Source organism: [Micrococcus luteus] ATCC 49442, assembly GCF_010367585.1.
Lineage (GTDB): Bacteria > Actinomycetota > Actinomycetes > Actinomycetales > Micrococcaceae > Arthrobacter > Arthrobacter luteus_A.
Window position 1 is genome coordinate 533986 of record NZ_JAAAXP010000001.1, and the last position, 15934, is coordinate 549919.

At 64.1% G+C, this 15934-nt stretch carries 15 protein-coding genes; 9 read left to right on the forward strand and 6 right to left on the reverse strand.

The features are described 5' to 3' along the window. Positions 1-99 precede the first annotated feature (99 nt). The 3 genes from GUV69_RS02480 to GUV69_RS02490 are packed head-to-tail and all read left to right on the forward strand — an operon-like array spanning position 100 to position 3571. A complete protein-coding gene (locus GUV69_RS02480) occupies positions 100-1479 on the forward strand; it encodes an NAD(P)/FAD-dependent oxidoreductase (protein WP_164199413.1) in 1380 nt (459 codons plus the stop codon). Beyond that, positions 1476-2207 (forward strand): DUF1365 domain-containing protein, encoded by a 732-nt coding sequence (locus GUV69_RS02485; protein ID WP_164199415.1) that lies wholly within the window; start codon positions 1476-1478, stop codon positions 2205-2207. The genes GUV69_RS02480 and GUV69_RS02485 overlap by 4 nt, the downstream gene beginning before the upstream one ends. Next, a complete protein-coding gene (locus tag GUV69_RS02490; protein WP_164199417.1) occupies positions 2204-3571 on the forward strand; it encodes a class I SAM-dependent methyltransferase in 1368 nt (455 codons plus the stop codon). Before GUV69_RS02485 ends, GUV69_RS02490 begins: the two co-directional genes overlap by 4 nt. Before the next feature lie 48 nt (positions 3572-3619). On the opposite strand, the gene GUV69_RS02495 is transcribed toward GUV69_RS02490, so the two are convergent. Then, positions 3620-5161, reverse strand: coding sequence for an HNH endonuclease signature motif containing protein (locus GUV69_RS02495; protein WP_164199419.1), 1542 nt, complete (start codon positions 5159-5161; stop codon positions 3620-3622). Positions 5162-5310: 149 nt separating this feature from the next. On the opposite strand from GUV69_RS02495, the gene GUV69_RS02500 reads away from it, so the two are divergent. The 6 genes from GUV69_RS02500 (at position 5311) to GUV69_RS02525 (ending at position 12309) form a co-directional block, all read left to right on the forward strand. Continuing rightward, positions 5311-7095, forward strand: coding sequence for a long-chain-fatty-acid--CoA ligase (locus GUV69_RS02500; RefSeq protein WP_164206155.1), 1785 nt, complete (start codon positions 5311-5313; stop codon positions 7093-7095). Positions 7096-7449: 354 nt separating this feature from the next. After that, positions 7450-7695, forward strand: a complete 246-nt coding sequence (gene nrdH, locus GUV69_RS02505) for a glutaredoxin-like protein NrdH (protein WP_164199421.1) — start codon at positions 7450-7452, stop codon at positions 7693-7695. A gap of 46 nt (positions 7696-7741) precedes the next feature. After that, the gene (gene nrdI / locus GUV69_RS02510; protein WP_431197091.1) at positions 7742-8218 is read left to right on the forward strand and encodes a class Ib ribonucleoside-diphosphate reductase assembly flavoprotein NrdI; all 477 of its coding nucleotides are present in this window, start codon (positions 7742-7744) and stop codon (positions 8216-8218) included. A gap of 62 nt (positions 8219-8280) precedes the next feature. Beyond that, complete coding sequence (nrdE, locus tag GUV69_RS02515) at positions 8281-10401, forward strand: class 1b ribonucleoside-diphosphate reductase subunit alpha (RefSeq protein WP_164206157.1); 2121 nt, start codon at positions 8281-8283, stop codon at positions 10399-10401. Between the two features lie 93 nt (positions 10402-10494). Next, the gene (gene nrdF, locus GUV69_RS02520) at positions 10495-11469 is read left to right on the forward strand and encodes a class 1b ribonucleoside-diphosphate reductase subunit beta (protein WP_164199425.1); all 975 of its coding nucleotides are present in this window, start codon (positions 10495-10497) and stop codon (positions 11467-11469) included. A gap of 231 nt (positions 11470-11700) precedes the next feature. After that, a complete protein-coding gene (locus GUV69_RS02525; protein WP_164199427.1) occupies positions 11701-12309 on the forward strand; it encodes a hypothetical protein in 609 nt (202 codons plus the stop codon). 52 nt (positions 12310-12361) lie between these two features. Here GUV69_RS02525 and GUV69_RS02530 read toward each other — a convergent pair whose 3' ends face one another. Genes GUV69_RS02530 through GUV69_RS02550 form a run of 5 tightly spaced genes read right to left on the reverse strand, consistent with a single transcriptional unit; the run spans position 12362 to position 15853 of the window. After that, positions 12362-13396: an AAA family ATPase gene (locus GUV69_RS02530; protein ID WP_164199429.1), complete on the reverse strand. Its 1035-nt coding sequence runs from the start codon at positions 13394-13396 to the stop codon at positions 12362-12364. A gap of 25 nt (positions 13397-13421) precedes the next feature. Next, on the reverse strand, positions 13422-14189 hold the full coding sequence (locus GUV69_RS02535; protein WP_164199431.1) for an SCO1664 family protein: 768 nt from the start codon (positions 14187-14189) through the stop codon (positions 13422-13424). Further along, the gene (locus GUV69_RS02540; RefSeq protein ID WP_164199433.1) at positions 14189-14743 is read right to left on the reverse strand and encodes a DUF3090 domain-containing protein; all 555 of its coding nucleotides are present in this window, start codon (positions 14741-14743) and stop codon (positions 14189-14191) included. Before GUV69_RS02540 ends, GUV69_RS02535 begins: the two co-directional genes overlap by 1 nt. A gap of 24 nt (positions 14744-14767) precedes the next feature. Then, the gene (locus GUV69_RS02545; RefSeq protein WP_164199435.1) at positions 14768-15460 is read right to left on the reverse strand and encodes an MSMEG_4193 family putative phosphomutase; all 693 of its coding nucleotides are present in this window, start codon (positions 15458-15460) and stop codon (positions 14768-14770) included. Between the two features lie 30 nt (positions 15461-15490). Then, positions 15491-15853 carry a UBP-type zinc finger domain-containing protein gene (locus tag GUV69_RS02550; protein ID WP_164199437.1) on the reverse strand — a complete coding sequence of 121 codons (363 nt, stop codon included), beginning with the start codon at positions 15851-15853 and terminating at the stop codon, positions 15491-15493. Positions 15854-15934 lie beyond the last annotated feature (81 nt).

The following is a 15934-nucleotide window of genomic DNA, read 5'->3' on the forward strand; positions in this document are numbered from 1 at the left end:
GGATGAAAAAGATCCCTGCCGGCCCACCCATCCAACGCGCTCACGGTTCCGAATTGCCGGTGTCTATCCAATGGCAGATGTTCAGCAGAGGAGCAAAGGTTGTCACCGACCCCAGTATGGAGTGGAGGCGCCAGAAGGCGCATTGCGGTCATCGGCAGCGGTGTGGCGGGCCTTACGGCCGCCTACGTACTGAACCGGCACGACCACGTCACGCTCTTCGAGGCCGACGGCAGGCTGGGCGGCCACGCCCACACGCACAGCGTCCCGCAGCCGGACGGTTCCACTTTCGGCATCGACACGGGCTTCATCGTCCACAACGAGCGGACATATCCCACCCTGCTGCGGCTGTTCGCCGAGCTGGGCGTGGAGACTCAGGATTCTGAAATGAGCATGTCCATCCGCTGCGATGGCTGCGGCCTGGAATTCGCGGGTGCGCGCGACGGCGGGAAAGGGATCATTGCCCGGCCGTCAAGCCTGCTGCGTGGCCGGTACTTGCTGATGCTGGCTGAGGTTATGCGCTTTTACCGCCGGGCGCGGGCCCTGATCGATGCGGGGGAAGCGTCCGACGGCGGCATGGGCACCAACGGTGCCGAGCTCACCCTGGGCGAATTCCTGGCGAAGGAACGGTTCAGCCCCTACTTCATCTCCCATTTCATGACCCCGGTGGTCAGCGCGGTCTGGTCCTGTGACGCCACCACGGCACTGTCCTACCCGGCGCGTTATCTCTTCACCTTCCTGGGCCACCACGGCATGCTGGGCGTCAAGGGCTCGCCGCAGTGGCGGACCGTCACCGGCGGGTCGGGGCAGTACGTGGAGAAGCTGGCCGCCACGCTGCCGGACATCCGGCTGAACAGCTCCGTCACAGCCATCCGGCGGCACGCCCTCGGCGTCGAAGTGGACACCGCTGACGGCGTGGAGGATTTCGAGGCGGTGGTTATCGCCACACATCCCGCTCAGGCCCTCGGGTTCCTGGCAGATGCCACCCCGGCTGAAAAGGAAGCACTCGGGGCCATGCCCTACTCGGTCAACCAGACGGTCTTCCACCGCGACCCTGCCGTGATGCCCGTGGCAAAGAACGCCCGGGCATCCTGGAACTACCGGCTTCCGGATTGCGATGCCCGGCCGGACAAGGTCCTGGTCAGTTATGACCTCACGAGGCTGCAGCGTCTGCAGCCCGCCGACGGCCAGCCGTATCTGGTCAGCCTGGGGGAGTCCGACCTGATCCGCGAGGACCGTGTTCTGGAACGTATGGTCTATGAGCACCCGCAATACACACCCGAATCCCTCCGTGCGCAACAGAAGATCGCAGCCTTGAGCGATTACCGCATCGCCTACGCGGGCGCCTATCTGGGGTGGGGGTTCCACGAGGACGGCGCGTTGTCCGGCGTCCGTGCCGCCGCCAGCCTGGGCCGCAGCTGGCCCGCTCCGGAGGCGGAACCCTACGCACCGGAGCTCATGACAGCCGCGGAGGGAACATGAGCACAACGGCAGCGATCTACCGCACATCGATCTCCCATGTGCGGCAGACTCCGCTAAAGAATGCGTTCACTTACCGGAGCTACAGCTGGTTTGTGGACGTGGACCGGCTGCCGAACCTTCCTTGGCCGCTGCGGCCGCTGGCGGTCTTCCGTGCCGCCGACCACCTCGGCGATCCCGCCGCCACATTCCGCAGCAACGTGGAACGGTTCCTCCGGAGCCGTGGAATAGAGCCCGACGGCGGGCCCATCCGGATGCTGGCCAGCGCCAGGGTCTTTGGCCATGTATTCAACCCGCTGACGCTTTTCTGGTGCTACCGGGAGTCCGGCGAACTGCAGTGTGTTGTAGCCGAGGTCCACAACACCTACGGCGAACGCCACTGCTACCTCCTGGAGACGGATGCGTCCGGCAGGGCCAGCGTTCCCAAAGCTTTTTACGTCTCACCCTTCAACGATGTGGACGGTCAATACCGGATGAAGGTGCCGGCTCCGGAGGACCGCCTCAACGTTTCAATCATCCTGGAGCGGGAAGGGCACCGGCCCTTCGTCGCAACCATGGACGGTGACCGGCGCCCGGCCACCACCAGGAACGTCCTGGCAGCCGCCGTCGCTGTTCCGGCTGCACCGCTGCTGGTATCCGCCCTGATCAGGTTTCAGGGACTTAAACTCTGGGCAAGGCGGCTGCCCGTCGTCAAAAGGCCACACCACCCCTCACAGGAGGCAGTTCAATGACAATGACCGACGAGAACGGAACGGCCGCTGCGCAGGTTCCCGCCGGGAAGTCCGCGCGGCACCCGCTGGCAGGCAACAGCGCCGCCGGGGTACCGGCGTCGCCGGCCACCATCGATCCGGACATCTGGCCGGGAGTTGCCCACGCGCCGTCGGGCACTAAATCCGTCATCGCAGGCAAAGCCGCAGGCTTGCTGTTCAAGGCAGCCGTCCGGCGCTTGCCATTGCGCGTTGCCTACCCGGACGGGTCGGTCCTGGGCACCGGCGGCACCGAGGCGCCGGTCATGACCCTGCTCAGGCCGGAAGCGTTTGAACGGCGGATCGGAGACAACGGCCTGATTGGACTGGGCGAGTCGTTCATGGCGGGGGATTGGGAGGCGTCTGATCTGGCCGGGGTGCTGGAGGTCTTCGCGGGATCCGTGGGCACACTCATTCCCAAGCCGCTGCAGACGCTCCGGACGTTGTATCTGCCCCGGACGCCTCGGCACGAACGCAACGAAGAGCAGAACACGCGCAGCAACATCTCACGGCACTACGATCTGTCCAACGAGCTCTTCTCGAACTTCCTGGACACCACCATGAGCTACTCCTCCGCCCTGTTCCCGCGGAATGAGGGCGCGCTGGAGTCCGTTCCCTGGGAGGTCCTGGCAGAGGCGCAGCAGGCCAAGATCGACAGGCTGCTGGACCAGGCCGGCGTCGGATCCGGCACGCGGCTGCTTGAGATCGGGACCGGCTGGGGCGAACTGGCGCTGCGTGCGGCTGCCCGCGGCGCCACTGTTTACAGCGTGACGCTTTCCAGCGAACAGCGGGCACTGGCACAGGAACGCATCGCGGCCGCCGGGTACGCGGACCAGGTAACGGTGGCGCTGCAGGACTACCGGGCGGTGGAAGGCGAGTTCGACGCCGTTGTCTCAGTGGAAATGATCGAAGCGGTGGGTTATGAATACTGGCCCATTTATTTCCAGACCATCGACCGGGTGCTGGCCCCGGGCGGGAAGGCGGCAATCCAGGCGATCACCATGCCGCACGGCCGCATGCTGGCCACGCGCAACGCCTACACCTGGGTACACAAGTACATCTTCCCGGGCGGGTTCCTGCCCTCCGTGCGGGCCATTGAAGGCGTGACCCAGCAGCACACCACGCTCCGGGTCCGCGAACGGATGGGCATGGGCGATCACTACGCGGCGACGCTGCGGCTCTGGGAGGAGAGGTTCGTAGCGCGCTCGCAGGAGGTAGGGGAACTGGGATTCGACGCCGTGTTCCAGCGGATGTGGCTGTTCTACCTGTGCTACTCCCGGGCGGGCTTCCAGTCCGGCTACCTGGATGTGCAGCAGATTGTGCTGGACCGCCGGGAGGCGCAGCTGTAACAACAGCTGGGAGGCGCAGCGGTAGCCACCGCCGTGCACCGGCCCGTGTCAAGCCCGGGCGTGGAGGAGACTCTCCAAGCCCTCTTCCCCAAGCGAAAGTCCGAGGTGGACAAGGTCCGGGTAGCCGTCCGGGTGACCTTCCTTGGATTTTTCATGCGGTTTGAGTTGATTGGGCCAGTGCGGAGGTTCCCAGTCCTGGTGTTCGCTCTTGTAGCGCCTTCCCGAGGGGGAAATCCAGCCCGGTGGTTCGTTCTTGGTGGCGGGTGTGGGTTGCCAGCCGCCGTTGTGCCGGAGCTTGTGGTGTTTGGGGCATGGCTGTCCCAGGTTCGAGACCCCGGTGGTGCCTCCCTTTGCCCAACCAAGGATATGGTCGGCATCGTTGTCCAGCGAGTTGTTGCTGCAGCCCGGGAAGGGGCACTTGCCGTCCCGCAGCCGCAACCACTGCCGCATGGCCTTGCTCAACCGGTAACTGGACCGCCCGATCTCCAGCGGTGCCCCGTCCCTTGGATCGATCAGAACCCGATAGAACGAGTCGGCCCCATTCGCTACGAGGTCCCGGGCCATCGATGCCGGGATTGGGCCGTAGCCGTCCAGCATCGCCGGCTCATCGGTGGCGCGGAGCAGGGAAAACACCGGCACGGTAATCAGGACCTGGGCCCGCGGCGGCGGGACGTGGCCTGGATTGTGTTCCGCCGGGTTGCCGCTGCCGTCCTGGTTTTCGTTGCCGTCTAGGGCTCTGTTGCTGACTTGATTTCCGCTGCTCAGGAGCGCGGTGGCGAAGGCATCGGCGCGGAGTTGGGTGAGGGTCCGGTTCTCACAAGGGCCCTGCAGCCCGCGGGCGATGGCAGTGATTCGGTTCGAGATTGCGACCGCCTGGTCTGCTGGCAGGTAGGCCGAATACCAGGCCATCCCGTCCTGGTCAGGGGTGTATTCGACCCGCCGGTCCAGGAGGCCTTTGGCGTGGCGTTTCTCGAGGCTCTCGGTGTGGTGGCGTTCGCGCCAGGTCCGGGCCCGGTGCCGGAACCGGGACGCCGGCATCTCCCCGGCGGGACAGCCAGTGGCCGCGCCCGGCGCGTCCGGGTCCAGGAAGTGGGCTTCCAGTGCGGCGGCGCCGGCGGGGTCGAGGGTGGCGGCTTCGTCCGCCATGACCCGGGCGTGCTGCCAGGAAATGGTGCCTGCCTGCAGGGCGCCCAACGTCAGCGGCAGAGCAGTGGTCAGGGCGTGGGAGAGGGCGAGGAACGAACCTGCCGCCCGGCCGCCAATGGTCAGGGCACACGCGACCTCGGCGGTGACTGCCATCTCCCGGGCCCGTGGCGAAGCGTCCGGCGGGGCCGCCGCGTCCGCGGCCGCAACAAATGTCGCGGCCGCAAGGGCTTTCAACCCGGCAATTTGCGCGTCCGCTTCCGCGGCCCCGGTCAGGATATCCAGGCAATCCCCGGACAATTCCTGCAACGGATCGACCCCCGGAGAAAGTCCACCAGGGCCGGATTCGCCCGCCTCACCGGTGAGCACGCCGTTGACCACTCCGGTGAGCACAGCAACGGCAGCGGTGATCTCCGCATACGCCTTCGCCACCACCGGATTCCTCATATACCCATCATGACAAGGGGGTCTGACAATCAACCGAGACCGCTGGTAAAGGCCGTCCCACCCTTGCTCCACCGGGCGTTGCGGGCCGCACCGGTAGGCTTCTTGCGGCGCGCAGGTAAGCTCGCAGACTCCAGCGGCAAGGACTGATGATGAAGAGAATCACAAGGAAGGCGCCCGACGGCGGGGCGGCGCAGCTGGCCGCGTCACAGCCGGGGCAGCCCTGGAGTGAGCGCCCGTGGACGAGTTTCTACGGGCCGGGTGTGCCGGCAAATCTGGTGCTGCCCAAGGGATCACTGGTGGACCTCCTGGACCAGTCCGTGCGTCGCTACGGTTCCAAAACTGCCCTTGAGTTTTTCGGCGCACGCACGAGCTACCGTGAGCTGGGAAAACTGATCAGCCGGGCCGCCTCCGGCCTGAAGAAATTGGGCGTCAAAGCCGGTGACAGGGTGGCCCTCGTGATGCCGAACTGCCCGCAGCACGTGATCGCCTTTCACGCCGTGCTGCGTCTCGGCGCTGTGGTGGTCGAACACAATCCGCTCTACACGGACCGGGAACTGCGGCACTTATTCGAAGACCATGGGGCCGCCGTCGCGATCGTTTGGGACAAGGCCGTGGAGCGGGTCCGTCAGCTGCCGGCCGACGTCGGACTCCGCACCATTGTCTCGGTGGAACTCATCCCCGCGATGCCACTGCCGCAGCGGCTGGCGCTGAAGCTCCCGATACCCGCCGCCCGCAAGGCCCGCGCCGCCCTCACGGTCGGCAGGGGTGAGCCGAGGGGTAGGCCAGCACCCGTTGTTCGCCCGGTGCTGCCATGGCGGCAGCTCCTCGAAGCCGGGGAGCTCAAGAAGAAGCAGCCGCGTCCCACTGCCCGGGACCTTGCTGTTCTTCAGTACACGTCCGGCACCACCGGCCTGCCCAAGGGAGCCATGCTCACCCACGCGAACCTGCAGGCCAACGCCGCCCAGGGCCGGGCCTGGGTTCCCGGGCTGAAGGATGGCAGAGAGACTGTGTATGCGGTGCTGCCGATGTTCCATGCTTACGGCCTGACCTTGTGCATGACGTTCGCCCTCAGCATCGGCGCGAAGCTGGTCCTGTTCCCCAAGTTCGACGTGGACCTTGTGTTGAAGGAGCACAGGAAGTCTCCCGCGACTTTCCTACCCGCCGTGCCGCCGATCTATGACCGTCTTGCTGCTGCCGCTGCGGAGCGCGGTATCGGGCTGGAGAGCATCCGCTTCTCCATCTCCGGGGCCATGAACCTGCCCACAGCCACTGTGGAGACCTGGGAGAGGGCGACCGGAGGCCACCTCATCGAAGGCTATGGACTGACCGAAACTTCTCCCATCGCCATTGGCAACCCCTTCGGACCAAGCCGAAAGCCCGGCACCGTGGGGGTGCCCTTCCCGCTGACGGACATCCGGGTGGTGGATCCGAAGAATGTGGCCCTGGACCGTGCCCCGGGCGAGGAAGGGGAACTCCTGATCCGCGGGCCGCAGGTGTTCGCCGGATACTGGAACCGTCCGGAAGAGACTGAAGATTCCCTGCTCGACGGCGGCTGGTTCCGCACAGGGGACATCGTCTCGGTGGATGATGACTACTTCGTGACCATCAGGGACCGGATCAAGGAACTGATCATCACGGGCGGGTTCAACGTTTCGCCCGGCGAGGTGGAGGACGTCATCGCCACCTTCCCAGGCGTTGCGGAGGTCTCCGTGGTGGCGTTGCCGCGGCCCGGCGGCGGCGAGGACGTCGTAGCCGCCGTGGTTCTGATCCCGGGCTCCACCATCGATCCTGATGCGCTTCTGGCCTTTGCGCGGGAGCAGCTGACTGCCTACAAGGTGCCGCGCCGGGTAGTGGTGCTCGATTCCCTGCCGCGTTCGCTCATTGGCAAAGTCCTGCGCCGGGAGATCCGGGACAACCTCGCGGCGAGAGGCTGAGCCTGTGAGGCGCGGCACCCTGTTCCGTACCTCGTCGCATGTCACGGGCCACTACATGTTCCGGGACTCGTTTACAGGGCCTGGCCAGAGGGTGCGACACGCCCGTCTACCAGGCGACACGCAGGGCGTTAATTGTGGCTAAGTACTCCACAGGGTGTGGATTTCGTCTGCAAAAAACGCTGGAATCCGGACATTTTGAAGGCCTCCGCCTGTGGATTAAAGGTGCATAAAATGACATACTTGTAATACATCATCTTGGGGTTCCGAAGAGCCGTCTGCACTACATGTAGTATCGACGTACAGCTTGGGCGGGACAAAGACGAGCGTAGATTTCGATAAAGGGGACAGGGAACCATGACCGTTACGGTTTACACAAAACCTGCATGTGTGCAGTGCAACGCCACCTACCGTGCGCTGGACAAAAAGGGCATCGCTTACCAGAGCGTTGACATCTCACAGGACGCCGATGCACTCGAGCGCCTGAAGGCGCTGGGCTACATGCAGGCACCTGTTGTGGTCACGGACCAGGACCACTGGTCAGGCTTCCGCCCTGACAAGATCGAGGAACTGGCACTGTCTGCCGTTTCCTCCGTGGCCTGAGGCCACCGCTTTCCGCCAACCGGCAATCTTCCAACACTCACATGAGGTGACTCCCGTGGCAGCAGTGGCCGGGGCCCAAGTGGCCCAGGTACCGCCTGTCACCACGCAGAGTCAGCTCATCTACTTTTCCTCCACCTCCGAGAACACCAGCCGCTTCGTAGCGAAGCTGGGACGGGAGCTGGCACGGATTCCGCTCCATGCGAAGGACGCACCCCTTCTTGCCACCCGGCCGTTCGTGCTGGTGGTGCCCACTTACGGTGGCACCGGAGGAGAGGGCTCGGTACCCAAGCAGGTCATCCGCTTCCTGAACAACCCGCAGAACAGGCAACTGATCCGCGGGGTCATCGGTGCAGGCAACACAAACTTTGGGGACAACTACTGCATGGCCGCGGACATCATCGCGGCGAAATGCCAGGTACCCCGGCTCTACCGCTTTGAACTTATGGGCACGCCAGAAGACGTGGCCCGCGTAAACAATGGATTGGACACGTTTTGGACACGACTGTCGCAGACACAGAAGTAACCAGGGCCGAAGGCCAGGGCGCAGCAGCTGAAAAGCTGAGTGCCGCCGTCGAGAAGCCCGAGATGCCGGCTGCCTACAAGGGGCTGGGCTATCACGAGCTCAACGCCATGCTGAACCTCTACGGCCCGAACGGGGAGATCCAGTTCGGGGCTGACCGCGAGGCCGCTCACCAGTACTTCCTGCAGCACGTGAACAACAACACCGTCTTCTTCCATGACCTGGAAGAGAAGCTCGAATACCTGGTTAAGAACGAGTACTACGAGCGCGAAACGCTCGACCAGTACACGATGAACTTCATCCGCGAGCTCTACAACCGCGCGTACAAGAAGAAGTTCCGCTTCGAGACCTTCCTGGGCGCGTTCAAGTTCTACACGTCCTACACACTGAAGACGTTCGACGGCAAGCGTTTCCTGGAGCGTTACGAGGACCGCGTCTGCATGGTGGCCCTGCACCTGGCCCGCGGCGACGAAAAGCTGGCCATGCAGATGGTGGACGAGATCATCGAAGGCCGCTTCCAGCCGGCCACCCCCACGTTCCTGAACGCAGGCAAGAAGCAGCGCGGCGAGCTGGTCTCCTGCTTCCTGCTCCGCATCGAAGACAACATGGAATCGATCGGCCGCTCCATCAACTCGGCGCTGCAGCTGTCCAAGCGCGGCGGCGGTGTGGCGTTCGCGCTGACCAACATCCGCGAAGTGGGCGCCCCCATCAAGCAGATCGAGAACCAGTCCTCCGGCGTCATCCCCGTGATGAAGCTCCTCGAGGACAGCTTCTCCTACGCCAACCAGCTCGGTGCCCGCCAGGGTGCCGGCGCCGTGTACCTGCACGCGCACCACCCGGACATCTACCGCTTCCTGGACACCAAGCGCGAGAACGCGGACGAGAAGATCCGCATCAAGACCCTCTCGCTGGGCGTAGTCATCCCGGACATCACGTTCGAGCTGGCCAAGAAGGACGAGGACATGTACCTGTTCTCCCCGTACGATGTCGAGAAGGTCTACGGCATGCCGTTCTCCGACGTTTCGGTCACCGAGAAGTACTACGAGATGGTGGACGATTCCCGGATCAAGAAGACCAAGATCAAGGCGCGCGAGTTCTTCCAGACCCTCGCCGAGATCCAGTTCGAATCCGGCTACCCGTACATCATGTTCGAGGACACCGTGAACCGGGAGAACCCGATTGACGGCAAGATCATCATGTCCAACCTGTGCTCGGAGATCCTCCAGGTTTCCCAGCCCACCACGTACCACGATGACCTGTCCTACGACCAGACCGGCAAGGACATCTCCTGCAACCTGGGTTCGCTGAACATCGCCAAGACCATGGACAGCCCGGACTTCGGCCTGACCATCGAGACGGCCATCCGGTCCCTCTCGGCTGTCTCGGACATGTCCAACATCACCTCGGTGCCCTCCATCGCCCGCGGCAACGACCAGAGCCACGCCATTGGCCTCGGCCAGATGAACCTGCACGGCTACCTGGCCCGCGAGCGGGTCCACTACGGTTCCGAAGAGGGCCTGGACTTCACCAACATCTACTTCTACTCGGTGGTGTACCACGCCATCCGCGCCTCCAACCTGCTGTCCATCCAGACCGGGCAGACCTTCGGCGGCTTCGAGAAGTCCAAGTACGCGTCGGGCGAGTTCTTCGACAAGTACACGGAGCAGGAGTGGGTGCCGCAGACTGAGAAGGTCGCGGAGCTGTTCAAGAACATCCACATCCCCACCCAGGATGACTGGCGCGAGCTGAAGGCCTCGGTCATGAAGCACGGCATCTACAACCAGAACCTGCAGGCTGTGCCGCCGACGGGCTCGATCTCCTACATCAACAACTCCACCTCCTCGATCCACCCGGTGGCGTCCAAGATTGAGATCCGCAAGGAAGGCAAGCTGGGCCGCGTGTACTACCCGGCGCCGTATCTCACCAACGACAACCTGGAGTACTATCAGGACGCGTACGAGATCGGCTACGAGAAGGTCATCGACACCTACGCCGCCGCCACCCAGCACGTGGACCAGGGCCTGTCCCTGACGCTGTTCTTCAAGGACACCGCCACCACACGCGACATCAACAAGGCCCAGATCTACGCCTGGAAGAAGGGCATCAAGACCATCTACTACATCCGTCTCCGCCAGCTTGCGCTGGAAGGGACCGAAGTAGACGGCTGCGTCAGCTGCATGCTTTAATCTTCAACCAAATCGGTGAGAGTACGACGGCGGGCGCCCGCCCGCCGTCGTACGCTTAATTTCAAAGAACCAACCCAACTTTTAGGGGATGACATGACCGAGAAGGTCAAGCTGCTTAGCCACGTCGAGGCGATCAATTGGAACCGTATCCAGGACGATAAAGATGTTGACGTCTGGAACCGCCTGGTCAACAACTTCTGGCTGCCGGAGAAGATTCCGCTGTCCAACGACGTCCAGTCTTGGGCCACGCTGACCCAGGACGAGCAGCAGCTCACCATGCGCGTGTTCACTGGCCTGACCCTGCTGGACACCATTCAGGGCACCGTTGGTGCCGTTTCCCTGATCCCGGATGCGATCACCCCGCACGAGGAGGCTGTCTACACGAACATCGCGTTCATGGAGTCCGTCCACGCGAAGAGCTACTCCTCGATCTTCTCCACGCTGGCCTCCACCAAGGAGATCGACGAGGCGTTCCGCTGGTCCACCGAGAACGCGAACCTTCAGAAGAAGGCGCAGATCGTCATGGACTACTACCAGGGCGATGACCCCCTGAAGCGCAAGGTGGCCTCCACCCTGCTGGAGTCCTTCCTGTTCTACTCGGGCTTCTACCTGCCGATGTACTGGTCCTCACGCGCCAAGCTGACGAACACGGCTGACCTGATCCGCCTGATCATCCGCGACGAAGCCGTGCACGGCTACTACATCGGCTACAAGTTCCAGAAGGGCCTCGAAGGCCTGTCCGAGGAGCGCAAGCAGGAGATCAAGGACTACACGTTCGAGCTGCTCTTTGAGCTCTACGAGAACGAGGTCCAGTACACGCACGATCTCTACGACTCCGTGGGCCTGGCCGAGGACGTCAAGAAGTTCCTGCACTACAACGCCAACAAGGCCCTCATGAACCTGGGCTACGAGGCCATGTTCCCGGCTTCCGTCACTGACGTGAACCCAGCGATCCTGTCGGCGCTGTCACCGAACGCCGACGAGAACCACGACTTCTTCTCGGGGTCCGGTTCGTCGTACGTCATTGGCAAGGCTGTCAACACTGAAGATGACGACTGGGACTTCTAGCCGCCGTCGGCGAGGACCAGCGCGCCTTCCAGATTGAGAAGCAGCTGGAGGGCTTCCTGGTCCCCATCTGGCGCGGCACCGCCGCCCTGCCAGGAGCTGGATAAACCGGGGGAGGGCCAGTGACTCCGTGGTCGGCCAGGTCCTACGGTGCATGGGCTTCATCCATGGGCCTTGCGGCAAGTTCCGGCCACACCGACAATGGTTGCTGGACTGGCCGGTAGGAGGCGCGAGGTGGAAGCGGTATCGGCTCGGAAAGCAAAGCTTTATGCAGCTTCGTGGTTCCTGATCACGGTGGTCGCCTACGGCATTTCCGGCGTCACCTTCCACTTTCCAGGCTCATTTCCGCCCAACAACGGGGAGGCTTTTAACTGGGCAGGAATCGCCGGTGCCGTGGTCAACGGGCTCGGGACCGGCATTCTGGTGGGTATAAGCCAGAGGTATCTGATCCGAAAGATCATCCCGAACTCCTGGCGTTGGTCGGCAGTAAGTACCTTTGCCCTGTGGCTCATCCACGCCGTAGGAGACACGTTTCCCGACAGCGTTGCACTGCCCCTGATTTTCAATTTAGGAGGACTGGTCATTGGGGCCCTGCAGTGGTGGGCGGTTCGCTGGCCTGCACGGTATGGACTCACCTGGCTGGCAGCATCCGCCTTGTCCTGGTCCGTCGGGCTGTGGCTTTGCCGTGTCCTTGTTTCCGGGGGCGATTGGCGAACCGAGCACCTCGTCACTGGGCTCTTGGGAGGTTTGGTTATAGGAGTGGTGACCGCCGGCGCGTGGCTCTGGATACTCTCAGACCACGCGTCCCTGTCAAAGCAAACTCTGGGAGCCATCTCCCGCTGAACCTCACCGGCCCGGCGGGTCAGCCCCGGCCAGACAGCCGCCGCGGATCCGGTCAGGCCAGCCAGCGCCACCAGCGTGGCCGCTCAGGTTCAGGCGTCGGTTCCGGCTCCGGCTTCTCGCCCAAGGCCAGCGCGGCCTCGACGATGTCGTCCGCGGTGAGCGTCATGACGGCCTCACGATCGAGCGCGTCGAGACTTTGTTCCTCGTCGAGCGACAGCCGCAGCGCCTGGCGGTTGAGCGCCTGCTCGAACAGCGTGCGGGCGAACCGTGCGTTGCCGGAGTCCTCACCCGCGTGGAGCCCGGTGAAGATGCGGCGCAGTATCTGGTCCGCACCCGGCCCAAGAGTGTACTCGTGCTGGGCCAGCATCTGGTGGAAGATCGTCTGGAGTGCGTCGACGGAGTAGTCGGGGAACGTAATCTCGCGGGCGAACCGGGAGCGCAGTCCGGGGTTCGAGAGCAAGAAGGACTCCATCAGCCGCGGGTACCCGGCCACTATCACGACCAGTCGGTGGCGGTGGTCCTCCATCCTCTTGAGCAGGATCTCGATCGCCTCGGGGCCGAAGTCCATCCGGCCGTCCTCCGGCGCCAGCGCGTAGGCCTCGTCGATGAACAGGACGCCGTCCAGCGCACGCCGGATCACCCTGTCCGTCTTGATGGCGGTCGCGCCGACGTACTGTCCCACCAGGCCTGAACGGTCGACCTCGACCATGTGGCCTTTCTGCAGCAGACCGACCGCGCGGTACATCTCGGCCAGGAGCCGCGCCACGGTGGTCTTTCCTGTGCCCGGGTTTCCGAGGAACACCAGATGCTGTGATGTGGCCACCTCCGGCAGGCCGTGCGCCTTACGGCGGGCCTGGACCTGGAGCAGTGCCACGAGCGCCCGCACCTGTTCCTTCACGGTCTCCAGTCCGACCAGCGCATCGAGCTCGGCCTGCACCTCGGACAGCGGCCGGGCCGGCCCGGGCCTCCCGCCGATGAGATCGCCGACCAGGTCATCGACGCGCTCCGAACCGTGCAGCCTGAGCTGATCGGTCAGATGACCGATGGTTTCGCGCAGGTCATCGAGCGGATTGCGGCTGGCAGCCATGCATCCACTGTAGTACTCGATTCCCTTAGAACAGCGGCCAGGGCACCGCCGACATCTCACCGCTCGGAGCCGGGAACCGACGCGCCAGGCGCAGCCGGGCGCAGCGCGCGGCGACCGAGGCAATTTCATCGGCGCTGAGCAGGTCCGCCAGGTTTCGGCCCAGCTCACCGTCCAGTCCGTCGCTGACGCGATCGATGCCCGCAAGTTCCTCGGCGGTCAGGGCGTCTCCCAGCCACCCCCACAGGACCGTGCGCAGCTTGTGGTCGCGGTGAAAGGTAAGACCGTGGTCCACGCCGTGCCGGTGCCCGTCCGTCATGGCAAGGATGTGATCGCCTTTGCGGTCGGCGTTGTTCACGACGACGTCGAACACCGCCATGCGCCTGAGCGCCGGAGAGTCCTCGTGTATGAGGGCGACCATCCGCCCATTCTCATCCTGACCCTCAAGGACCTGTTTCCAGCCGGTCTCCGGCACAGCGTCAGACGCAACGAGGTCCACCGGGTTCTGCCCGGGGTCGGTCTCCTGCCACAGCTGCACCATCCCTTCGCCGAACGGGCCGTCCCGCAGCCAGGTGCGTGGCACCACGTTCCATTCGAGGACCTCCGAAACCAGGTAGGCGGCAACCTCCCGGTGGGCAAGGAAGCCGTTCGGGAAGTCCCACAGCGGTTTCTCACCGGCTATCGGCTTATAGACGACTGTCGTGTCCCCGATGCTGCCCAGGAAGGTGGCGTTCGACGCCGTCGTGATGCGTCCGGTGAGCGTCAGCTCGGCGGTCAACAGGTCGGGCGCCGGCATCAGACCTCGGGCTGAGTGCAGACGTGCCCGTCGGGGTCGACGGGGTAACCGCAGAGCGGGCACGCGGGACGCCCGGCGCCCACAACCTCACGCGTGCGCTTAGCGAACGCGCGGGCGGTGCCAACCGGCATCCGCACCAGCAGCATTTCGGGCACGTCAGCGTCATCCTCATCAAGCGATTCGTCGTTGCCATCAGCGTCGACATCGGTGATCGGGTAGGCCTCTATCACCACCTGCGCCGTTGTCGGGTCCCACCCTAAACTTATGGCGCCGGTCCGGAACTGCTCCTGAACGGCCTCGAGCTGGTCATTGTCAACCAATTCAATGGGCGTGCTGGTGGGAACGCTGTGGGGGTTGCCCTCGACGGCGAGTAGGTGGTCCAGGATTTCGTCGATTTTATCGGCGAGCAGTGCCGACTGCTGCTTCTCCATGGCGATACTTACGATCTGGGTCCCCGCCCGCACCTGCAGGTAGAACGTGCGTGCCCCCGGAAGGCCAATGGTGCCAACGACGACCCGATCAGGCCAGGCAAACTCATGAACACGTGTAGGCATATGAGCATTTTAGGCATATAAGCTTCATGGCGCCGTTTGTCCTGCACCGCCGCCCACCGGCGCGTCGGCAGAGCGGATGCCGTTTGACAGCCACGACAGATCTCCCGCGTCGGTGTTGGTCGCGTAGACGCTCGGCCTGCTGGCTCCGTAACGCACGATCGAGACGGAGGCCGGGTTCACATTAATGCGTTGGAACAGGTCGAGGTGTAGGCCGAGCGCGTCGGCGATAACCGATTTGATGACGTCACCGTGACTCACCGCCACCCATACGGCTCCTGGTCCGTACTCCGCTTCGAAGGCGGCATCGTGACGTCGAACTGCTGCTACCGCCCGCGCCTGCATCGCGGCCATGGATTCACCGCCGGGAAAAGTGACGGCGGACGGCTGCGATTGCACAGCCGACCACAGATCTTCCGTGGCGAGATCACTGAGCGTGCGGCCCTGCCATTGGCCATAATCGCACTCGGTGAGATCGGATTCCAACGGCGCGTACGGAGTGCCCGCCTGGCGGTCAAGGATGAACCGGGCCGTCTGCTGACAACGCTCGAGAGGGCTCGATACCACCCCCACTACGGGCACGGCCGCGAGCCGCTCTCCGGTCAAAGCCGCCTGCCCGCGCCCGACCTGGTCCAGGCTGACACCGGCGGCCCTGCCGGCCAGCAGTCCAGTGGCGTTGGCTGTGGTGCGGCCGTGCCGTACGAGAATAACTGTTGCCATTCACCCAGCCTAACCATTCTGCAGCCGCGGTTACCGGTGTAGGTGCTCCCGCCAGTCTGCGGGGACCTTGTCTGCCGGGCCAGGCGCCGGCTGCTCCGGTGGTCTGGACTGAGGATCCGGAAGCCGGGGGCCGCGAAAGAACTTCTTTGTGGTGTGCTCGTAGAACCAACTCTCCCCGGGCTCAAACGACCTCATGACCGGGTGGCCGGCCGTGCGCGCGTGGGCACTGGCATGCTGTGACGGGGAAGAATCGCAGCATCCGATGTGGCCGCACTGGGCGCAGCGTCGAAGATGCAGCCACCATCCCGGGCCGTCACCGGCAAGGCACTCCAGGCAACCGGTTCCACTGGGAGTGGCGGTGAGGCTGATTCCCGGAATGGCGTGGTCCTTCATAGGATGCTCCATTCCTTCGCTCCGGTCGGCTCAGGACATCCTGCTTGCCCCGCCGTCGGGAGCCATTCTGGCAGAATCTCC